This window comes from Bradyrhizobium sp. T-1 (genome assembly GCF_053592855.1).
Window position 1 is genome coordinate 590,740 of the sequence record NZ_CM132115.1, and the last position, 20,941, is coordinate 611,680.

A 20,941-nucleotide genomic window follows, 5' to 3' on the forward strand; every position below is an offset into this window, starting at 1 on the left:
TCGATGAGCGTCTTGATCGCCAGGGATCAAGGTATCGCGAGTCCGGCGCTGGTGCCGGCCGAAGGCGATCTCGCGCGCGATCATGGCGGTACTGAGCTGACCATCGGGCTGATCAACAACATGCCTGATACGGCCCTGAAGGCGACCGAGCGGCAGTTCATGAAGCTGCTCCAGGCCGCCGCGGGGCCGCGCCGTATCCGCTTCCATTGCTTTTCGCTGCCGTCAGTGAAACGCTCGCCGGAAGCGAAATGGCATGTCGAGAGCGAATATTCCGATCTTGCCGATCTCAAGCGTCAGACATTCGACGGGCTGATCGTGACCGGCGCCGAGCCGGTCGCGCCCGAGCTCGACCAGGAGCCGTACTGGCGCGACCTCACCGAGCTGATCGACTGGGCCAAGAGCAACACCCGCTCGACGATCTGGTCATGCCTCGCCGCACACGCGGCGGTGCTGCATCTCGATCGGGTCGAACGACAACGCCTGCCGACCAAATGTCACGGCATCTTCGACTGCGTGGCTGTGAGCAGCGATTCCTTGACGCGCGACGCGCCGGCGCCGCTCAAGGTCTCGCATTCGCGCCTGAATGAAGTCGCCGAGCGGGATCTCGCACAGGCCGGCTATCAGGTCCTGACCCGTTCTGCTCAGGCCGGTGTCGACGTCTTCACCCGGCAATATGACAGCCGTTTCGTGTTCTTCCAGGGCCATCCGGAGTATGACGCACTGTCGCTCCAGCGTGAATATCTGCGCGACATCGGCCGCTACCTCGCGCGCGAGCGCGAGAACTATCCGCATCTGCCTGTGAGCTATTTTGACGCAGCGACGGAGGAGAAGCTGGTGCGCTTCGAGAAGCGGGCGAGGCACCAGCGCCATCCGGCCCTGACCAACGAGCTGCCTGCATTGACCTTGCGCAGCGATATCGCCGCGGGCACTGCTGCCGCTGCGCTTTTCCGCAACTGGCTGCAATATCTCGGCGCGAACGCCGATGCGCCGCTGCTCGCACGTTAACCGAAGACCGTTGGTTCCACGTTAGGATTATTTGGGCGTTAAGCTTGCCTCCGACCGCGGGCAAATGTTTCAGTTCAGAAATATGGATTCACAGGGAATGCAGCCGTGCTGTCGGCACTCAACGGACGCCTGAGCAATCGGCTGGCCCGGCATTTCCGCGCCGCGCCGCACCGCTTGCCGGCGCATGCGCCGATGGTGAGCTTCACCTTCGATGACGCGCCCGACAGCGCAGCAAGCGAGGGTGCCGCGCTGCTGGAAGCCCATGGCGGACGCGGTACGTTCTATCTCGCTGGCAGCCTGATCGATCGGCCCTCCGATCATTGGCACGGCCTGTCGAGGGACGCGATCGTTCGGTTGCATCGCGCTGGTCATGAGATCGGTTGCCACACATTCTCACATCTGCGCGCGGTCGATCTCGGCGAGAGCGCGATGGCATGCGAGATCGAACGGAACCGCAGCTATTTTCAGGACATCGATTCCTCGATCCGGCTTGAGAATTTCGCCTATCCGTATGGCCTCGCTTCGGTCTGGCGCAAGCCGCAGCTCGCCCAAAGCTTCCGCTCGGCGCGTGGCATCCTTCCTGGCGTTAACAGCGACGTGATCGATCTCCAGTTCCTGCGGGCCTCGCCGCTGGTCGATTGCGAGATCGATGCCAATGGTGTCGACCGCTATTTCGATGAGGCCGTCGCCAGCGGCGGTTGGCTGATCTTCTACGGCCATGACATCGTCGACCAGCCGAGCCCGTATGGCTGTAGGCCGGCCTTGCTGCGCCACGCGCTTGGGGCAGCGGAGAAGCGCAACATGCCGATCGTGACCGTCACCGAAGCCTTGCGCCGGATCGGAGCGTAGCTTTTCGCCAGTCCGCCGCTCGCGGGGCAAGTCGGACTTGCAACGCCAGCGCGGTCATGCGACTGGCGTTGTGACGAATCTCGAAACCCCCGACGCGCTCATGTCCGCCCCTTCCACCGTCCCACTGCCAGTGCCGGCCGATGGCCGCGATGCGCTGTCGGTGCTGCATTCGGTGTTCGGCCTGCCGGGCTTTCGCGGGGCGCAGGGCGAGATCATCCGGCATGTAACCGACGGCGGCAATTGCCTGGTGCTGATGCCGACCGGCGGCGGCAAGTCTTTGTGCTATCAACTGCCGTCACTGTTGCGCGAAGGCTGCGGCATCGTCGTCTCGCCACTGATCGCGCTGATGCGCGACCAGGTCGCGGGCCTGATCGAGGCCGGCGTCAACGCCGCCGCGCTGAATTCCTCGCTGTCGTTCCAGGAAGCCTCCGATATCGAGCGACGCCTGATTGCGGGCGATCTCGACCTGCTCTATGTCGCGCCGGAACGTCTGGTGACGCCACGCTGCCTTTCGATGCTGGCGCAGGCCAAGGTGTCGTTGTTCGCGATCGACGAGGCGCATTGCGTCTCGCAATGGGGGCACGACTTCCGGCCCGAATATGTCGGTCTCTCCATCATCGCCGAACGCTTTCCAAACGTGCCGCGCATCGCGCTGACCGCGACGGCGGATGAATTGACGCGGAAAGAGATCGTTCAGCGGCTCCAGCTTGCCGACAGCCCGCAATTCGTTTCGAGCTTCGACCGGCCGAACATCCGCTACGAGATCGTCGACAAGCGCAATGCCGTGGCGCAGCTGAAGGAGTTCATCCGGGAGCGCCATGCCGGTGACGCCGGAGTGGTCTATTGCCTGTCGCGCAATCGCGTCGAGGAGGTCGCCGCCGCGCTCGACGAGGCCGGCATTGCGGCGCTGCCCTATCACGCCGGGCTCGACAGCAGCGTGCGCTCGCGCAATCAGGATCGCTTCCTCAACGAGGACGGCGTCGTCATCGTCGCCACCATCGCCTTCGGCATGGGCATCGACAAGCCCGACGTGCGCTTCGTCGCTCATCTTGACCTGCCCAAGAGCATCGAAGCCTATTACCAGGAGACCGGGCGAGCGGGACGCGACGGCAAGCCGTCGGCGGCCTGGATGGCGTATGGACTGTCGGACATCGTGCAGCAGCGCCGGATGATCGACGAGTCCAGTGGCTCCGACGATTTCAAGCGCGTGTCGATCGGCAAGCTCGACGCGCTGGTCGGACTCGCCGAGACCGCGCAATGCCGGCGCAAGCGGTTGCTCGCCTATTTCGGCGAGGCCTTGACCGCAGAGAATTGCGGCAATTGCGACAACTGCCTGACGCCGCCAAGGATGCGCGACGGCAAGGTGCTGGCGCAGAAGCTGTTGTCCTGCGCCTATCGGACCGGACAGCGCTTCGGCGCGATGCACCTGATCGACGTGCTGATCGGACGCTTGACCGAGAAGGTGACGCAATTCGGCCACGACAAGCTCTCCGTGTTCGGCATCGGGCGTGAGCTCAACGAAAAGCAGTGGCGCACCGTGCTGCGGCAACTGGTGGCGATGGGGCATTTGCAGAGCGACAGCGAAGCCTATGGCGCGTTGAAACTGACGGAGTCCGCGCGCGGCGTGCTGCGCGGCGAAACGGAAGTTTGGCTGCGGGAGGAGGCGCCTGGTACGCGCGCCCGCTCGAGCCGTGCGAAATCGCGCCGCGGCGACCTGGCGCCGGCGGCGAGCGCACCGCAGGGCGACGTCGATCCGGAGCTGCGTGCGCGTCTGCGCTCTTGGCGTTCAGACGTGGCGCGCGAGCGCGGCGTGCCGGCCTATGTGGTGCTGCACGACGCCACCATCGACGGCATCGTCCGGGCCTGGCCGACGACGCTGGACGAGCTGCGCAACGTGCCGGGAATTGGCGACAAGAAGCTCGAGCACTATGGCGACGAGCTGCTGCAGATCGTCAGGACGCGGTAGCGTCCGGTCGTGGTTGTTAGCGCGCCAACTCTCTCCGCATCGTCATCCCGGACAAGCGCAGCGAGGCGGAGCGCCGATCCGGGATCCATACCGCGTGATTTGCCTTGGGGCACGCGCGACGATGTTCTTCGCCAAACTGCTCCCTGGGGTGATGGGTCCCGGCCTTCGCCGGGACGACAGCGGTGGGGAGGCGAGAGCGACGCCTGCCTCAGCCGTTCCTGAACGCGTACGCATACCCGTTCAGCGCCGGCGCACCGCCGAGATGGGCGTAGAGAATCTTCGCGCCCTTCTCGAAATGGCCCTTCTTCACCAGGTCGATCAGGCCCTGCATCGATTTGCCCTCATAGACGGGGTCCGTGATCATGCCCTCGAGTCGCGCGGTGAGGCGGATCGCCTCCTTGGTCTCTTCCGACGGCACGCCATAGGCGGGATAGGCGTAGTCTTCGATCAGCACGACATCGTCGGCAACGAGCTCCTTGCCGAGCTCGACGAGCTTGGCGGTGTTCTGCGCGATCTCGAGCACCTGGGCTTTGGTCTGTGCCGGTGTGAACGAGGCATCGATGCCGATCACCTTGCGCGCGCGGCCGTCCGCGGCGAAGCCGACCAGCATACCGGCATGGGTCGAGCCGGTGACGGTGCAGACCACGATGTAGTCGAACTTGAAGCCGAGCTCCTTCTCATGCTGGCGCACTTCCTCGGCGAAGCCGACATAGCCGAGCCCGCCAAATTTGTGCACGGAGGCGCCGGCGGGAATCGCATAGGGCTTGCCGCCCGCAGCCTTCACTTCCTCGATCGCCTGCTCCCAGCTCTTGCGGATGCCGATGTCGAAACCATCATCGACCAGGCGCACGTCGGCGCCCATGATACGCGAGAGCATGATGTTGCCGACGCGGTCATAGACGGCGTCCTCATGCGGCACCCAGGCTTCCTGCACCAGGCGGCACTTCATGCCGATCTTGGCGGCGACGGCGGCAATCATGCGGGTGTGGTTCGACTGCACACCGCCGATCGAGACCAGCGTGTCGGCATTCGAGGCGATCGCGTCGGGGATGATGTATTCGAGCTTGCGCAGCTTGTTGCCGCCATAGGCGAGGCCGGAATTGCAGTCCTCGCGCTTGGCGTAGATCTCGACATTGCCGCCGAGATGCTTGGACATCCGCTCCAGCTTCTCGATGGGCGTCGGTCCGAAGGTCAGCGGATAGCGCGCGAATTTGTCCAGTCTCATTGGATCATCCCGATTGGCGTTGGTGTCTGGGATGTGGCTAGCATCGACCTGCAAAAAGGTGCTCTCGAATATTGCGCCCATACTGCGGGTAATCTTGCAGAGATTATGGAGTTGGATAATATTCCTTCCGAAATATCATCAGAATACGGAAGTTTCTTCCATGTCTGCCCGTCTTGATCGCATCGACCTCAAGATGTTGAGATTGCTGCAGAATAACGGCCGGCTCAGCAATGCCGAGCTGGCCGAAACCGTCGCGATCAGCCCCGCCACCTGTCACCGCCGCACCCAGCGCCTGTTCGAGGATGGCTTTATCGCCGCGGTCCGCGCCATGGTGGCGCCGAAGAAGGTGGCCAAGGGGACGCTGGTGATGGTCGGCGTCGTGCTCGACCGCTCGACGCCCGAGAGCTTTGCCATCTTCGAGCAGGCCATCGCAAAACTGAAATTCGTGCTCGACTGCCACCTCGTCGCCGGCGACTTCGACTATTTCCTCAAGATCCGCGTCGGCGACATGGAGGATTTCAACCGCATCCATGGCGAGCAGCTCATCGCGCTCCCCGGCGTCCGCCAGACCCGCACCTTCTTCGTGATGAAGGAGGTCGTCGACAACGCGCCGCTCGAATTTTGAGCGGCTTTACGACGCCTGTTCGACGGCGCCGTCTGCGACCTGCTCCCGCCCGGTATCCTCCGGCCGCATCGCGATCACTGCGATCAGCCCGAGGCCGACGCCGATCATCACATAAAAGATCGGTGCCAGCGGAGAGCCGGTGAGCGCGATCAGCCAGGTCACGAAGAACTGGGCAAAGCCGCCGAACACCAGCACCGCGACATTGTTGACGATCGCAAGTGCGGTCGAGCGGATGCGGATCGGAAACAGCTCGACCAGCGTGGTGCAGTAGACGCCGAGAAAGAAGGCGCTGAAGAAGCCGATCACGACCTGGGCGATCAGGAGCTTTGCGCTCGTGGGCTCCGAGATCACCCAGGCATAAAGCGGATAGAGGGAGACGAAATAGCCAATGAGCGAGACCAGCAGCAGCGGCTTGCGCGGGTAGCGGTCGGAGATGGCGCCGGCGGCGGGAACGACGATCACCATCACGATTGCCGCGATCATCTGCACCAGGAAGCTCTGCATCAACGGCAGCTTCAACACCTCCTTGGCGTAGGTCACGGTGTAGCCGAAGGTAACGTAGAACGACACGGCGCTCGCCACCACCATGCCCATGCCGATCAGGAAATTGCGGCCGGGATTCTTCAGAGCGGCGACGAAGTTCTCCTTGTGCACCGTCGCCATGCTGCGTCGCGAGGCTTCGGGCTCGATGACGCTGGCGCGCATGTAGAGTAGGATCGGCACGATCACGAGGCCGACGAAGAAGGGAATCCGCCAGGCGCCGGCGGCAAGCTGCTCCTGCGTGAACGTCAATGTCAGGGCGGCGCCCAGCACTGCGCCGAGCACGTTGGCCATGAGTTGGCCGGCGATCTGCCACGAACCATAGAAGCCACTGTGGCCGGGAGGCGCGGCTTCGATCAGATAGGCGGTCGAGGTGCCGAACTCGCCGCCGACCGAAAAGCCCTGGAGCAATCGCGCCAGCAGCACGATCAGCGGAGCGACAATGCCGGCAGTCGCGTAGGTCGGCGTCAGCGCGAGCAGCGCGACCGAGAGCGCCATGATGCCCATACCGAGCGTCATCGCCGCTTTCCGTCCCTTGCGATCGCCGAAATAGCCGAGCACGAGCCCACCAACGGGCCGCATGAAGAAGCCGGTGCCGAACAGCGCGGTGGTGAGCAGCAGCGCATTGATTTCACTGCCCGGGACTTTCGGGTCGACCGGGAAGAACAGGTTCTTGATGACCGGTGTCATCAGCGCGAACACCGTGAAGTCGTACCATTCCATCGCATTGCCGGCGATCGCGGCTGCGATGGCCTTTCTATTGGTCTGCATCTCGCGCTTGCCTGTCCGGTTGCTGGGTTACTCGGCGTGTTGATGGAGAGCATCGGCATCGATCCATTCGTCACCGATGATTTCGGGCGTGGCGAACGCCTTCAGATTGGCGAAGTGGATCTCGCGGTCCTCGACGAAGAGGCGGCGGACAATGCCGCGCGCGAGCCGATCGGCGCCTTCGCTGATTGCGGGAATGTCGCCGGAAAGCTTTCCGTGGCTCAGCGTCGCCGGATAGTTGAAGCAGTGGAGCCGCGAAAGCGCCGGACAGGCGCCCGGGACCTTCTCCTGGAACTGGAAGATGTCGCCGAGATCGGGCGAGCCCTCGAGCTCGGCATTGTCCATGTCCGTGGGTGCCGGGAAACGATCGCGCCAGAAGCGGATATGTGGCGCGAACTCGGCCAGTTCGGGTCGCAGCGCGAGATCGACTTTGAAGCCGGTGCCAAAGATGATGAAGTCGGTCGCATAGCGGCCCTTCGGCGTCGTTACGACCAGATGGTCACGTTCAACAACGAGCTCGTCGATGGGGCTCGCGAGATGGAAATGCGCATGCGGATAGGCGGAGACCCGCAGCACGCTCTGGCGCGGCGGCGGCGTCTGGGCCCTCAGCGTGTGATCAAGGAAGCGCCATTTCCACGCGTCGGTGAGCCCGACAAAGCCGTGCACGACGCCCTGGCTGCCGATGCCGGTGAACTTGTTGATGCGCGGAATGTCGGCGCGCCGGATGAAAAGGTCGAGCCTTGCCGCACCGCTCTCCAGTGCAGCGGCTGCGTTGTCCATCGCGGATGCGCCGGCGCCGACCACGGCGAGGCGCTTGCCGCGCAACTTGGCGAAGTCGATCGCGTCGGAGGAATGCGCCCAGAACCGTCGATCGATGCCATCGGCCAGCGGCGGCACGTAGGCGCCGCCGAGGCCGTCGCGCCCCGTCGCCAGCACGACATGCCGCGCCAGGATTTTCCGCAGCGTGCCGCGCTCGCGGATATCGAGCGCAAAGAGATCATCAGGCCGCGCGTGGATGCGTTCGACCGACGCCTCGTTGCGGACCGGCAGGCCGAGTACCTTGCGATACCAAACCAGATAATCCATCCACATCGTGCGCGGCGCGCGATCGAGTGCCTTCCAGGCCTCGCTGCCGTATTGCGCTTCGTAGAATGCGCGAAAGGTCAGCGCCGGCATGCCCATCGCGGGGCCGGTCAATTCCTTGGGCGAGCGCAGCGTGCGCATGCGGGCGTAGGTCACCCATGGCCCCTCCTCGCCCGCCCGCGCCCGGTCGAGCACGAGATGATTGTCGACGCCGAGCCGCTTCAGCATGGCGGAAGCAACGAGGCCAGCCATGCCGGCACCGACGATCACGACGTCGACGACCGACTCGCCATCCACGATACGGCGCGGCACCCAGGATTTGGCCGGTAGTTCCAGCCACGAAAGATCCTGCTTGAGCCGCTCCTCGAGCGCTGTGAGGCCGGATGCGTTTGGCGTGATCGTCGTCATGAATTGGCTTTCTCGAATTCGCCGGCCGCCTCATCGGGTTCGAGGCTTGCGGTTGCGCCGCTGTGCAGCTTGGCGCCGGGCATCAGCGCCACCGCCGCACGCAGCGCGTCGTTGAGGGAGGCGACTGTCGGCGTGAGTTCGCGTCCGGTCGGGGAAAGTGCGGCAAACAGGAAAGGAATGGAGACGTCCAAGCGCCGGGTGACGACGCCTTCCACCGGAAGGCTCGACGTCAGTACAGGCTCGACGATGGCGATGCCGAGCGACTGCTTGGCCATCGCGATCGCGGTCATCGAGGAATTGGTATCGATGATTTCGGCGGGCGCCACGCCCTCGCGCTCCAGCGCCTCGTCCACCCGGCGGCGAAGCCGGTAGGGATTGGCCATCGTCAGCAGACGGCTGCCACCAAGGTCCTTCAGGCGAACCACCTTCTTCTTCGCGAGCGGATGGTCCATCGCGAGACAAGCGACGCATGGCACCTCGCAGACCCACTGCACGTCGAGGCCGGGGTGCTGGACCGGCAGGCTGGCGAGGCCGAAATCCACCGATTGCGACAGCACCGACTGCACGACGTTCTCGGCTGAGAGCGCCTGCACGTGGACCTGGCTTGGCAGCAACTCGCGCTCGAGCGCTGCGAGCGCGGCCGGGACGAAGCCGGCGGCGAGCGCCGGGATCGCTGCCAGGCTGAGTACGGGAAGTGCGCCCGCACCGATCGCGTCGGCGCGCTGGCGGATGTGCTTCAGGCCCATCAGGAGCCGCTCGACCTCGGCGTGAAACAGCACGCCCTTTGGCGTCGGACTGATGCGCGGACCGTTGCGGGAGAACAGGGCATAGCCGACCTCAGCCTCGAGATCCTGGATCTGACGCGTCACGACCGGCTGCGAACGGCCGAGCAGCCGCGCCGCGCTGGTGATGCTGCCCGCCGACATCACGGCGGCGAAGGCTTCGAGAAGGCGGATGTCGATAACGTCTCGGTTCATGGCCAGGCCATTTTGAATTATGCGAATATAGAATGAACAATATTTCTTGATGTGCAAGAAGTATTATGAGAGGGTTCGGATCATGTCGCGACAGCCGCCCCCCTTTCGCCACCAAGATCCGGTCGGACCGGCCTACCGGCGTGGCTGGGTCGACGAGGCGGTGGCTGCGATCGAAGCGGACCAGTGCCGCACGGCGGATACGCACCTGATCCGGCTGATCGTGCCGGCGCTCGCGGGCATCGACCTTTATCTGAAGGATGAATCGACCCATCCGACCGGCAGCCTGAAGCATCGGCTGGCGCGCTCGCTGTTCCTCTATGCGCTTTGCAACGGCCACATCCGCGAAGGTACAGCCGTCGTGGAGGCCTCGTCGGGATCGACCGCCGTGTCCGAGGCCTATTTCGCGCAGATGATCGGTGTGCCGTTCTACGCCGTGATGCCGCGCACGACCTCGGCGGAGAAGATCGCCGCGATCGAGCATTATGGCGGCAACTGCCACCTGATCGACGATGGCCGCGCGCTCTATGCGGAGGCCGCTGCGCTCGCCGCCCGGCTGAACGGCCACTACATGGACCAGTTCACCTTCGCCGAGCGCGCCACCGACTGGCGCGGCAACAACAACATCGCCGAGTCGATCTTCACGCAATTGAAGGGCGAGCCGCGTCCGGTGCCGGACTGGATCGTGATGGGCGCCGGCACCGGCGGCACCTCGGCCACTATCGGGCGCTATTTGCGCTATCGTCAGTATCCGACGCGGCTCTGTGTCGCCGATGTCGAGCACTCGGCCTTTTTCGATTGCTTCCGCTCGCAGGACCGCTCCCATGTTTGCGAGCGGCCCTCGTTGATCGAAGGCGTCGGCCGGCCGCGCTGCGAGCCCTCCTTCGTGCCTGGCGTGGTCGACTGCATGATGAAGATCCCGGATGCAGCGACGATTGCGGCGATGAATGTGCTGACGCGCCGGCTGCGCCGTGCGGTCGGGGGCTCCACGGGCACCAATTTCCTGGCGTTGTGCCGGCTCGCCAGCGAGATGCGCAATGCGGGCGCAACGGGATCGCTGGTCACGCTGATCTGCGATTCCGGCGAGCGCTATCGCCAGAGCTATTATGAGCCGCAATGGCTTGCCGCACGCGGGCTCGATCCTGCGCCCTACGAGACCGAGCTAATGGCCTTCCTGGAAACAGGCAAGCCCGTGAGCTTTACGGTCGCGGAGGCCGCCAATCCCCAGAATTCGCGAGGTGCCGCGTGACGCTGATCGAAACGATGGCCGGTGTGCCTGAGGGGTCGAGGCTAAGCCAAGCGTTGAATGCGCGCGCCGAGATTTTGCAGCTAAGTGAAGCCGCCCATGATGCAGTGCTGCTCCCGCGTGAGTCCGGTGGCCTGAGCCACGGCTTGCGGGCGGCACTGGCGGCGCGGATGTGCCGGCATGTCGGCGACGAGACGCTGACCGCGCACTACGAATCCTATCTGGCGCATTCGAGCGATCTCGACTTGGCCGCGCTCGCCCGGCCCGGCGGTTTGCGTGGCGATCCCACGCACGATGCCATGGCGCGCCACACCGACCTGCTGACGCTCTCGCCGCGCGAGGCGACTCGACAGGACATCGCGGCGCTGAAGGCGGCCGGCGTCAGCGAGGCCGACATCGTGCGGCTGTCCGAGCTCGCCGCCTTCGTGAACTATCAGCTGCGGGTTCTGGCCGGCCTCAGGCTCCTGAAAGAGGTCCAAGCCCGATGAGCGAGGTCGTCCACAGCTTCACCGCCACGATCCCGACCTGGTCGCCCTATATCACACCGGTCGAGCTCGCTTCGGCGACAACAGAGCAGCTCGCAGCGATGAAAGTCACGCCCTCCAACAAGGGTGTCTCGCCTTACGTACTGACGCTGGCGCATGACCCGGAGTCGCTCGCGGTGCGCTCGCCGCTGTTCAACCTCATCATGTATGGCAAGGACGGCTTGTCTCCAGCCGAGCGTGAGCTCGGCGCGCTGAGCGCCTCGGTTGTCAATCGCTGCATCTATTGCGCCGCTGTGCACGCCTCGCGCTTCATCAGTTACTCCGGGCGCAACGACGTCGTCGAGAAGATCTTTGCAGACGAGCGCGATGCCACCCTGGAGGCGCGTCCGCAGGCGTTGTTCAATTTCGCTGCAAAACTCTCAACGACGCCGATCGAAGCGAGCTCCGATGATGCGCGCGCACTTGGCGAGGCCGGGCTGAGCGAGCTCGAGCAGCTCGACTTGGTGTTGTCGGCCGCGATTTTCGGCTGGGCAAACCGGCTGATGCATACGTTAGGCGAGCCAGTGGCGCGCCCGGAGGCGCTATAACCGGCGCGGTCTACGCCCCGGACCGGATGTCACGGCCAGCGCGGCCTCTCCGACGCAGTGAAGGAGCTTGGCGAGCACGGCGCGGCCGAGCTGTCCTATCTCGTCGGGGTCAATTTGCATGGTCTCGGTCACGTTCAACACCTTCGTCGTGCCGGTGTCGGAGTAGAAGCGGCCCGCGACGATCACTCCGCCGCCTTGCTCGCAGGCGGCGGAGGATTCCAGGCGATGCAGCGATTGCGACCCTCCGCCTTGGCCTGGTAGAGCGCCTGATCGGCCGCGCCCATCAGCGCATCGATGCCGGACATGCTGACGGTGGCCTCCGCAATGCCGATGCTCACGGTGACGCCGAACTGCACCTGATGAGCGTTCAGCCGGATCGCCATCGCGCGCTTGCGGATTCGTTCAGCGACGAGCTTGGCGCGCGACAGGCTGGTCTCGGGCAGCAGCACCGCGAATTCCTCGCCACCGATGCGGCCGACGAGGTCGGACTTGCGCTTGCCCTCGTTGCATGCGGCGGCAACGGCCTTGATCGCTTCGTCGCCGACCGCGTGACCGTAACGGTCGTTGACCGACTTGAAATGATCGATGTCGAGCATCAGAACGGAGACTGAGCGGTAGTAACGCTGGTAGCGGCTCCATTCCGCATCGAGCGAACCCATGAAATGCCGGCGGTTGTACAGGCCGGTGAGCGGATCGGTGGTCGCCAGCCGCTCCAGCATGTTGGCCTTGTTGTTGAGATCGGTAATGTCGACATAGGTCAGCATCCGGCCGCCGTTCGACATTGTGGTGCAATGAGCCCTGATCTGCCGGCCGTCGGGCGTCCGAAGGTCACGCACGTGGTCGCCCGCCTTGACCTCGGCGACGCGCTTACCCGGGAATTTGGCCAACTCGTTTGCCGGGAGATCGGGTGCGCTGGCGCGCTGCGCGCGGCTGACCAATGAAGCATAGGCCGGGCGGGCGGCGGCCTCTTGCTCGCTCACCTCCCAGAACCGGCGCATCCGCAGGTTCATGAAGCTTGCGTTCAAGCTGGAATCGAGAAGGAGGACGCCGTCCTGAACATTTTCCAGCGCATCGCGCAGCAATTTCAGCTCATCGGAAAAGCGCACGATGTCGGTGACCGGCGTATAGGTCAGCATGCGCCCGCCGTCGGGCAAAGGTGTGCATTGGACGCGCACGACGTCGCCATTGGTTTGACGCACATCGACAGGCGTCGGATCGCCGGCCTCGATCACGCGGACGCGCTCGTTCACATGGGCCTCGAGGGCGGGGTCCGGCACCTCGTAGGCTCCGATGTCCCGCCCGTGATGAAGCAGCGTGAGAATGGACGGATTGCTGTCGGCGACCTGGTCGGGCAGGTGCCACATCTGGCGAAACGACCGGTTGATGAGGCGCGCCCTGAGGTTGGCATCGAGCAGCACGATGCCGGTTGGCACATGATCGAGAGCCGCGCGCAGGGCCAGCATCTGGGCGCGCATCAGCGAGTCGGGCGAGCGTCCCTGCTCGCCGCCGGCCGGGTGCTCGACGGCGTCCGGCCGCTCGAAGGCAACCCCGACCTGACGGTCCGAACGCCAGATCACCCGGCAGCTCAGAATCTCGCGTCCCGCAAGCCTGAGCTGGAACCCGTCCGGCACGCCGAGCCCGCTCTGCATCTCGAGCGTCGCAGCTTCCTCGGTCAACCGACGGACGACGCAGTCGATCGACGACTGTCCGAAATTGAAGATGATCTTGCCGGCCAGGAACGTTCGTTCCGGCACCAAGCGGGACATTCATGGTCTCCAAGGCTGAACACCGCGAAAAGCCGGCCCAGTTTCGCCGAAGGATCCTTGCGGCAGTGTAACGCGGCCGAAGTTTTCGCCTGAGGATTAACAACCGGTTGACCCACAATGCCGAGTGGTTGATGCGACGGTATCCCACGCGCGATGCGCGAGGTCAAAATGCTGCCGCCGGGGGGAAATCTGCCACAACGACAAAGTCAGTTGCGCACCGCGTACAGGGGCGTGCGCAACGTCACCTGGTACGACGGCTTCGGCATCCACGCGATCTGCGCCGTGATACCGAACAGTCGGTTGTCATTGTCATCCATGCGGTCGAGGTCGAGCCGCAGGATTGGCTGGGTGAAGGATGCCGCCAGCGTTCGGCCCGCAAGCTGCGCGCCGCCGAACGACTGCACGCCGAGGCGTCCTATGAATTTCCAATTGCTCGGCCACTGATAATAGCCGCCGGCATAGAGGATCGTATTCGGCTTGATGCGGGCGACCAGGCTCGCGATATCAGTGTGGGTGTATTGCACGCCGGCAAGCCAGCCCCGCGTCTCGTCCTCGTCCAGCGCGTAGTCGAATTCCAGAACGTGGTTGAACGAATTGGTCATGCCCCGTTCGTTCGGCACCGATTGCGTCAGCGTGGACTGCAGCGTGATGGTCGGGATCTTGCCCCCGCTCTGCTGATAGAGGTCGGCCTGCACGCCGATGTTCCAGCTCGTCATGTCGAATGTCGACCAGCCACCGCCGACATCCGTCGTCGATCCCGATACTCCGCCATAGAGCGACACGCGATCGCTGACGTCCACCGTCAGCGGCAGGTCGACGGCGATCGATTTCGCGGGCGGCAAGCCGTTCGGCAAGGTCGCGCCCCGTTGTGCTGCCAGCGCCTCGAACGCGGCCGACAATGACGTGTTGCCGAAACCGAGCCCGAGCGTGCCCGCGGGGATCGTGGCATAGGTGGTGCGGAGATCGAGGTAGATGTTTGGCGCGGTCGGCTTTGGCGGTTTGTCCTCTTCCTCGTCGGCAGCGAAAGCGGCGCCAGCCGAGATCGTCAGACAACAGAGGCCCATCGCGGCGGCGCGCAAAGCCTGGCGAAGCGATGGGCTGGAACGGGGCACGTGACAATCCGACGCGTGGCGCTTTGATGGCGGAGGTCTTGCTAGATGGAACGTGATCGCTCGTGTGGTCAAGCGCTAACCTCAGGCGATGGACTGCGCGGATGTGCGCGGCTACCCTGCCGTGATTGCACTGACACACTTGCCGACCAGAGTGCTGGCCGGACCTTGGAAGGATGACAGCCATGAACACGTCACGCCGTATCCTGCTCGCTGGCCTGGCCGGGCTCGCTGTGGCTCCGACCGTTGCGGGGGCGGCGCCGGCGCCAACGGCGAACGACGTGACGGTCGCCGAAGAACGGTTTGCGCGCATGATCGCCGCCGCGCATGCACCCGACCTTACCAGCGCTCGGCAGGCTGCAAGTCATGCCGACGCACATTGGCCCGACTATGTCGCGGCTGCCAGGGCCGTGCTCGAAGCGCGGGTATGATTCGCGCTGCTATTTCTCTACCGCCCGCCGCACCTGCTCGCCGATCTGGGACAGCACGAGCTGCGCTTGCGGCAGGATCGCGCCCATGGCGTGGAAATTGTGAACCATGCCGTCATGGCAGACGTGCTCGACCGCGACGCCGGCAGCAAGCAGCCTGTGTGCATAGGCATTGCCTTCGTCGCGCATCGGGTCGTACTCGGCGGTGTGGATGATCGTCGTGGGCAGGCCTGCGAGCCGCGTCGCGCGCAGCGGCGAGATGCGGGGATCGGCGGCATCCAGCCCCTCGGGCAGGTAGTCGGACAGGTCGGCCTCGATGGTGACGCGATCGATCAGATGGCCCTCGGCGAACGCCTCGCGCGAGGGTGAGGTCTCTTCGAAATCCAGCACCGGGCAGATCAGGCATTGCGCGACAATCGAGAGTCCGGCGCTCTGCGCGGCCTCCTGGCAGACGATCGCAGCCAGCGTGGCGCCGGCGGAATCGCCACCGACCACCAGCCGCTCAGCGTCGACGCCGAGAGACGGGGCTTCACGCGCGACCCATTCGGTGGCCGCGATCGCGTCGTCAATGGCGGCAGGATATTTGTGCTCGGGCGCGAGGCGGTAGTCGACCGAAACAAGACGGCAGCCGGTCGCGTGCGCCAGCGCCGCTGCAATCCGGTCATGCGTCGCAACGCTGCCGGCCACGAGGCCGCCGCCGTGAAAAAACACGAAGCCCGGCACGCGCTCGCCGGCAGACGCCGGCGAATAGAGGCGATAGGGCAGCTCTCCGCCGGGGCCGGGCAGCGTGCCGTCGGATGCCGTCACATCCGGGGCCTCGGCGCGTGCGAACTGCATCAGCTTCGCCAGCGATTGCCGCCGGGCTTCGACGCTCGGCCGGCTCCGTGCCTGCGGCGCAGCCGCAGCCATCATGGTCAACAAGCGCTTTGCGAGCGGATCGAGCGGCATGGGAAGCTCCGTGACGTGCCCGGCACTATAACCGGTTTGGACGCGATGTGGTCCCATCCTCTTTTGAGCGGAGAGTTGATGCTTCGCCGCAGCAAATCATTTAGAAGTTGGGACAATAGTGCCCGGATATTTTTCGAGGGGAGGCCGGTCATGGCCGAGATCAGGACGCCGATCGAGTATTCGCCGAGCTGGACCTTCTTCGAGGGCAAATGGCATGACGGCAATGTGCCGATCATGGGGCCGCGGACACATGCGGCCTGGCTCGGCTCGGTCGTGTTCGACGGTGCACGCGCGTTCGAAGGCGTCGCGCCGGATCTCGATCGCCATGTCGCCCGAGCGAATCAATCTGCGATCAATTTTGGTCTGAAGCCGGTGGTCGATCCCGCGATCTGGCTGACGCTCGCGAACGAGGGCATCGCGCGCTTTGCCGCGAATGCCGAGCTCTATATCCGTCCGATGTATTGGGCGCAGAACGGCTCGGGCGGCGGCGTGTTGTTTGACCCCGAGACCACCAACTGGTGCCTTTGCATCTATGAGGCGCCGATGCCGAAGCCGGTCGGTAATGCGATCACGCTGTCGCCGTTCCGCCGGCCCACCATCGAATGCGCGCCGGTCGAGGCCAAGGCGGCCTGCCTCTATCCGAACAATTCGCGCGCGCTCGCGGAAGCGGCCTCGCGCGGCTTCCAGAATGCGCTGATGCTCGACATGCTCGGTAATGTCGCGGAGTTCGGCAATTCGAACGTGTTCATGGCGAAAGACGGCGTGGTCTTCACACCGGTGCCGAACGGCACCTTCCTCAACGGCATCACGCGTCAGCGTGTCATCAACCTGCTTCGCGGCGAGGGCGTCACCGTGGTCGAGAAGACGCTGCGCTACGCGGATTTCCTGGCCGCCGACGAGATCTTCTCCACCGGCAATTTCGCAAAAGTGGCGCCCGTGATTCGCATCGATTCGCGCGAGCTGAAGCCGGGCCCGCTCTACACCAAAGCGCGAAAACTCTATTGGGACTTTGCGCACGCGGTGAAGCTGGCGGCGTGACGCAAGCTAGCTGCGCCTCCGAAACCGGCTGAACTGAAATGCCTGCATCGAATGCCATGGCGTTTGGTGTGTCTCGCTTCGCGTCTCGACCAGCTCGAACCCAGGCCCAAGCTCTGCGGCGAGGCTCGCACTGTCGTGCCGCTGCACCGGCAGGCCGCTGCATTTCTCCGGACCGTCGGGCGCAAACGTCGCGATGATGATGTGTGCGCCGGGGGCAATCGCCGTTCGCAGGCGCTCGACGTAAGCGGCCCGGTCGCGCGGGTCGGTCAGGAAGTGAAAGGCGGCCCGATCGTGCCAGACGTCGTAGGTCTTCGCCGGCCGCCACGTGGTGGCGTCGGCAACGATCCAATCCACGCGCGAAGCGGCGGCGCCTACGCGTTTCTTCGCCGCGTCGAGAGCGTTGGCGGAGAGGTCCAGCACGGCGAGATCGCGGTATCCGTCCTGCAGGAGCGCGTCCACCAGGCGTGACGCGCCACCGCCGACGTCGATGATGGCGGCGTCACGATTCGGACTGACCGTACGAATCATCTCGAGCGAGATCGTGGGGCTGTCCTGAAACCAGCTGACCTCGGCCTCGCCCTTGGTGGCGTAGACATTCTGCCAGTGCGTGGTGCGATCGGACATGGGAGCTCCGGCCTTGGCCGGGACGGCAGCGCGCGCGGGGATGCCGCAATCGATCGTTCGCGCGCCCGCCTCATGCGGGCGCGCTGGTGTGCGTGAAAGGCCTACTCGTCCTTCTTGGACATCCGTTCGAGGCGTTCCTGCATGTCCTTCATCTGCTGGCGCAGATCGTCGATGTTGGTGTCCTTGGGCGCCTCGGTGCTCGCGCCGGGCTCCGGCTCCGGAGTCGCCGAGCGGGCAGGCGGGGCGAAGGGCTTGAACATTGAGAAGGTCTGCTGGAACAGCTCCATGTTGCGGCGGACCTGTTCCTCCAGCGGGGCAAAGGGAGTGCCGGACAGCGTGTTGGCGATCTGCTTACGGAACTTCTCCTGCTCCTGGGTCAGCGTCGCGATCGACTGTTCCAGATATTTCGGCACCACCATCTGCATGCTGTCGCCGTAGAAGCGGATCAGCTGGCGCAGGAAGGTGGTCGGGAGCAGGTTCTGGCCGGCCTTGTTCTCCTGCTCGAAGATGATCTGGGCGAGCACCGATCGGGTGATGTCGTCGCCGGTCTTGGCGTCGTAAACCAGGAAATCTTCGCCGTCCTTGACCATGGCGGCGAGGTCCTCGAGCGTCACATAGGTGCTCGTTCCGGTGTTATAGAGCCGGCGGTTCGCGTATTTCTTGATGGTGGTGGGTTGGTCTGATTTCGCCATGGGCTCTCACTTGCAAGCGCGGAGAACGGGAACCCGGCGGCCAATGCCGCAGGGCGGGAAGAGTACGCAACGCAACAAAATAAGCATTTTCAAAGGGGTCACGCTACCGTTTTGTGCGGCACGGTTAATCGCGGAGCAAAATCTTGCTTGCGAAAGCGCCAAGAACGCTATTTTGAATGCGCTGCGGCATGAATTCGATCGCCGGCCGATTGACATGCCTCAACGACGTTAACAGGATGGTTGACGAGACTGGCGAACGCTTTTTCCAGCCCCGCCTGCCCCCTCTACATAGAACCTCAAGCCCAGGAGATGCCCATGTCAGACGATGTCGTCATCGTCAGCGCCGCCCGCACCCCGGTCGGAAGCTTCAACGGAGCCTTCGCGACCCTTCCCGCCCATGATCTCGGTGCCGTCGCCATTAAAGCCGCGCTGGAGCGCGGTGGCATCGAGCCCGGCCGGGTCTCGGAGGTCATCATGGGTCAGATCCTGACCGCTGCGCAGGGCCAGAACCCCGCCCGCCAGGCCTCGATTGGCGCCGGCATTCCGGTAGAGAGCCCGGCGTGGGGCGTGAACCAGCTCTGCGGCTCCGGCCTGCGCACGGTTGCGCTTGGCTACCAGGCGCTGCTCAACGGCGATTCCGAAATCGTGGTTGCCGGCGGCCAGGAATCCATGAGCATGGCTCCGCACGCCCAGTATCTGCGCGGCGGCGTCAAGATGGGCCCGGTCGAGTTCGTCGACACCATGATCAAGGACGGGCTGTGGGATGCCTTCAACGGCTACCACATGGGCAACACCGCCGAGAACGTCGCGCGGCAGTGGCAGATCACCCGTGCCCAGCAGGACGAGTTCGCGGTCGCCTCGCAGCAGAAGGCTGAAGCCGCGCAGAAGGCCGGCAAGTTCAGCGACGAGATCGTCCCCGTCACCATCAAGACCCGCAAGGGCGACATCGTCGTCAGCGCCGACGAATATCCGCGTCACGGCGCCACGATCGATGCGATGGCCAAGCTCAAGCCCGCCTTCGAGAAGGACGGCACGGTCACCGCAGGCTCGGCCTCCGGCATCAATGACGGCGCCGCCGCGGTGGTGCTGATGACCGCCAAGCAGGCCGCCAAGGAAGGCAAGAAGCCGCTCGCGCGCATCGTCTCCTGGGCGCAGGCCGGTGTCGATCCGAAGATCATGGGCTCGGGCCCGATCCCGGCCTCGCGCGCCGCGCTGAAGAAGGCCGGCTGGAACGTCGGCGACCTCGACCTGATCGAGGCCAACGAGGCTTTTGCGGCGCAGGCTTGCGCGGTCAACAAGGACCTCGGCTGGGATACGTCCAAGGTCAACGTCAACGGCGGCGCGATCGCGATCGGCCACCCGGTCGGCGCATCCGGCGCGCGCGTGCTGGTGACGCTGCTGCACGAAATGCAGAAGCGCGATTCGAAGAAGGGCCTCGCCACGCTGTGCATCGGCGGCGGCATGGGGATCGCGATGTGTCTGGCGCGCGACTGAAGCTAGCTGACGCGTAACTTACGCGTGACGTGCGCGTGCGCTGCACACATGAGTGGGTGCGATGCACGCGACTAAAAAGGCAGCGGTTGCAAATCAAATATTCTTCGCAATCGCGCAAGCCTCGACTAAATACAAACGCCCGGCTCAACGCCGGGCGTTTTGTTCTTGATGTCCGTCAAACCAACCGCATAATCCACCACTAAAAACGATCACTTCAGAAACGTCCGAAGAGTCCAAGGGAAGGAATACGATATGGCACGAGTTGCATTGGTCACGGGTGGTACGAGGGGCATCGGTGCTGCGATCAGCAAGGCGCTGAAGGCGGCCGGCTACAAGGTTGCGGCGAGCTACGCCGGCAATGATGCGGCGGCGGAGAAGTTCAAGGCCGAGACCGGCATTGCCGTCTACAAATGGGACGTCAGCAGCTTCGATGCCTGCGCCGAGGGCGTGAAGAAGGTCGAAGCCGATCTCGGGCCGGTCGAGGTGCTCGTCAACAATGCCGGCATCACGCGCGACACCGCCTTCCACAAGATGACGCTCGAGCAGTGGAACGCCGTCATCAACACCAATCTCGGCTCGCTGTTCAACATGACGCGCCAGGTGATCGAGGGCATGCGTGCGCGCAAGTTCGGACGTATCATCTCGATCTCGTCGATCAACGGCCAGAAGGGTCAGTTCGGCCAAGTCAACTATTCCGCCGCGAAGGCCGGCGATATCGGCTTCACCAAGGCGCTCGCGCTCGAGAACGCCAAGGGCGGCATCACCGTCAACGCGATCTGCCCGGGCTATATCAACACCGAAATGGTGCAGGCGGTGCCGAAGGACGTCTTGGAGAAGAGCGTGATTCCGCAAATCCCGGTCAACCGGCTGGGCGAGCCCGAGGAGATTGCGCGCGCGGTCGTGTTCCTGGCGGCCGACGAGGCCGGCTTCATCACGGGATCGACGATGACCATCAATGGCGGCCAGTATCAGGCCTGATCTGGCGGCAGGCTTCTGAGCCAAAAGCCTGTAGCGTTGGGCAAGACAAGGCGATAGTGAAGACGCAAATGCCCGGCCTCGTGCCGGGCATAAGCGTCCTCAG

General features: G+C 64.3%; 21 protein-coding genes. 11 read left to right on the top strand and 10 right to left on the bottom strand.

Annotated elements, in window-relative coordinates; genetic code table 11:
- The first annotated feature begins 3 nt into the window (after positions 1–3).
- From metA to recQ, 3 genes are all read left to right on the top strand, one after another.
- A complete protein-coding gene (gene metA / locus ACWAT4_RS02775) occupies positions 4–1,005 on the top strand; it encodes a homoserine O-succinyltransferase MetA (RefSeq protein ID WP_449729752.1) in 1,002 nt (333 codons plus the stop codon).
- A gap of 105 nt (positions 1,006–1,110) precedes the next feature.
- On the top strand, positions 1,111–1,854 hold the full coding sequence (locus tag ACWAT4_RS02780; RefSeq protein WP_449729753.1) for a polysaccharide deacetylase family protein: 744 nt from the start codon (positions 1,111–1,113) through the stop codon (positions 1,852–1,854).
- Between the two features lie 100 nt (positions 1,855–1,954).
- Positions 1,955–3,820, top strand: a complete 1,866-nt coding sequence (gene recQ, locus ACWAT4_RS02785) for a DNA helicase RecQ (RefSeq protein ID WP_449729754.1) — start codon at positions 1,955–1,957, stop codon at positions 3,818–3,820.
- 208 nt (positions 3,821–4,028) lie between these two features.
- On the opposite strand, the gene ACWAT4_RS02790 is transcribed toward recQ, so the two are convergent.
- Entirely contained in the window at positions 4,029–5,045 is a 1,017-nt protein-coding gene (locus tag ACWAT4_RS02790; RefSeq protein WP_449729755.1) for a 1-aminocyclopropane-1-carboxylate deaminase, read from the bottom strand.
- Positions 5,046–5,205: 160 nt separating this feature from the next.
- Here ACWAT4_RS02790 and ACWAT4_RS02795 point away from each other — a divergent pair, with 160 nt between their 5' ends.
- Positions 5,206–5,670: an Lrp/AsnC family transcriptional regulator gene (locus tag ACWAT4_RS02795; protein ID WP_212303605.1), complete on the top strand. Its 465-nt coding sequence runs from the start codon at positions 5,206–5,208 to the stop codon at positions 5,668–5,670.
- Positions 5,671–5,676: 6 nt separating this feature from the next.
- Here the strand turns inward: ACWAT4_RS02795 and ACWAT4_RS02800 are convergent, their stop codons facing one another.
- From ACWAT4_RS02800 to ACWAT4_RS02810, 3 genes are read right to left on the bottom strand one after another with little or no spacing between them, the layout of a single operon-like run.
- Positions 5,677–6,981: a citrate-proton symporter gene (locus tag ACWAT4_RS02800; RefSeq protein WP_449729756.1), complete on the bottom strand. Its 1,305-nt coding sequence runs from the start codon at positions 6,979–6,981 to the stop codon at positions 5,677–5,679.
- Between the two features lie 27 nt (positions 6,982–7,008).
- The gene (locus tag ACWAT4_RS02805) at positions 7,009–8,469 is read right to left on the bottom strand and encodes an NAD(P)-binding domain-containing protein (RefSeq protein WP_449729757.1); all 1,461 of its coding nucleotides are present in this window, start codon (positions 8,467–8,469) and stop codon (positions 7,009–7,011) included.
- Positions 8,466–9,446, bottom strand: a complete 981-nt coding sequence (locus ACWAT4_RS02810) for a LysR family transcriptional regulator (protein ID WP_449729758.1) — start codon at positions 9,444–9,446, stop codon at positions 8,466–8,468. The genes ACWAT4_RS02805 and ACWAT4_RS02810 overlap by 4 nt, the downstream gene beginning before the upstream one ends.
- Positions 9,447–9,528: 82 nt before the next feature.
- Here ACWAT4_RS02810 and ACWAT4_RS02815 point away from each other — a divergent pair, with 82 nt between their 5' ends.
- Genes ACWAT4_RS02815 through ACWAT4_RS02825 form a run of 3 tightly spaced genes read left to right on the top strand, consistent with a single transcriptional unit; the run spans position 9,529 to position 11,761 of the window.
- Positions 9,529–10,692, top strand: a complete 1,164-nt coding sequence (locus ACWAT4_RS02815; protein WP_212303601.1) for a PLP-dependent cysteine synthase family protein — start codon at positions 9,529–9,531, stop codon at positions 10,690–10,692.
- Positions 10,689–11,177, top strand: a complete 489-nt coding sequence (locus tag ACWAT4_RS02820; RefSeq protein WP_449729759.1) for a CMD domain-containing protein — start codon at positions 10,689–10,691, stop codon at positions 11,175–11,177. The genes ACWAT4_RS02815 and ACWAT4_RS02820 overlap by 4 nt, the downstream gene beginning before the upstream one ends.
- Positions 11,174–11,761, top strand: a complete 588-nt coding sequence (locus ACWAT4_RS02825; RefSeq protein ID WP_449729760.1) for a peroxidase-related enzyme — start codon at positions 11,174–11,176, stop codon at positions 11,759–11,761. The genes ACWAT4_RS02820 and ACWAT4_RS02825 overlap by 4 nt, the downstream gene beginning before the upstream one ends.
- Here ACWAT4_RS02825 and ACWAT4_RS02830 read toward each other — a convergent pair.
- The 3 genes from ACWAT4_RS02830 to ACWAT4_RS02840 form a co-directional block, all read right to left on the bottom strand.
- Positions 11,756–11,947, bottom strand: a complete 192-nt coding sequence (locus ACWAT4_RS02830; protein WP_449729761.1) for a hypothetical protein — start codon at positions 11,945–11,947, stop codon at positions 11,756–11,758. The two genes, ACWAT4_RS02825 and ACWAT4_RS02830, sit on opposite strands and share 6 nt — an antisense overlap.
- On the bottom strand, positions 11,944–13,527 hold the full coding sequence (locus ACWAT4_RS02835) for a sensor domain-containing diguanylate cyclase (RefSeq protein ID WP_449729762.1): 1,584 nt from the start codon (positions 13,525–13,527) through the stop codon (positions 11,944–11,946). The genes ACWAT4_RS02830 and ACWAT4_RS02835 overlap by 4 nt, the downstream gene beginning before the upstream one ends.
- Positions 13,528–13,733: 206 nt before the next feature.
- Positions 13,734–14,606, bottom strand: a complete 873-nt coding sequence (locus tag ACWAT4_RS02840; protein ID WP_449731330.1) for a hypothetical protein — start codon at positions 14,604–14,606, stop codon at positions 13,734–13,736.
- A gap of 215 nt (positions 14,607–14,821) precedes the next feature.
- On the opposite strand from ACWAT4_RS02840, the gene ACWAT4_RS02845 reads away from it, so the two are divergent.
- Positions 14,822–15,067 carry a hypothetical protein gene (locus ACWAT4_RS02845; RefSeq protein ID WP_449729763.1) on the top strand — a complete coding sequence of 82 codons (246 nt, stop codon included), beginning with the start codon at positions 14,822–14,824 and terminating at the stop codon, positions 15,065–15,067.
- Positions 15,068–15,076: 9 nt separating this feature from the next.
- On the opposite strand, the gene ACWAT4_RS02850 is transcribed toward ACWAT4_RS02845, so the two are convergent.
- The gene (locus ACWAT4_RS02850; RefSeq protein WP_212445895.1) at positions 15,077–16,012 is read right to left on the bottom strand and encodes an alpha/beta hydrolase; all 936 of its coding nucleotides are present in this window, start codon (positions 16,010–16,012) and stop codon (positions 15,077–15,079) included.
- Positions 16,013–16,162: 150 nt separating this feature from the next.
- Here ACWAT4_RS02850 and ACWAT4_RS02855 point away from each other — a divergent pair, with 150 nt between their 5' ends.
- Entirely contained in the window at positions 16,163–17,050 is an 888-nt protein-coding gene (locus ACWAT4_RS02855) for a branched-chain amino acid aminotransferase (protein ID WP_449729764.1), read from the top strand.
- 6 nt (positions 17,051–17,056) lie between these two features.
- Here the strand turns inward: ACWAT4_RS02855 and ACWAT4_RS02860 are convergent, their stop codons facing one another.
- Together ACWAT4_RS02860 and phaR are read right to left on the bottom strand one after the other, a co-directional pair.
- On the bottom strand, positions 17,057–17,674 hold the full coding sequence (locus ACWAT4_RS02860) for a class I SAM-dependent methyltransferase (RefSeq protein ID WP_212303594.1): 618 nt from the start codon (positions 17,672–17,674) through the stop codon (positions 17,057–17,059).
- 101 nt (positions 17,675–17,775) lie between these two features.
- Positions 17,776–18,366, bottom strand: coding sequence for a polyhydroxyalkanoate synthesis repressor PhaR (gene phaR, locus ACWAT4_RS02865; RefSeq protein ID WP_212303593.1), 591 nt, complete (start codon positions 18,364–18,366; stop codon positions 17,776–17,778).
- A 315-nt stretch (positions 18,367–18,681) separates the two neighbouring features.
- Between phaR and ACWAT4_RS02870 the strand changes: the two genes are divergently transcribed.
- A complete protein-coding gene (locus ACWAT4_RS02870) occupies positions 18,682–19,860 on the top strand; it encodes an acetyl-CoA C-acetyltransferase (protein ID WP_449729765.1) in 1,179 nt (392 codons plus the stop codon).
- A gap of 252 nt (positions 19,861–20,112) precedes the next feature.
- Entirely contained in the window at positions 20,113–20,838 is a 726-nt protein-coding gene (gene phbB, locus ACWAT4_RS02875) for an acetoacetyl-CoA reductase (RefSeq protein WP_212303591.1), read from the top strand.
- Positions 20,839–20,941 lie beyond the last annotated feature (103 nt).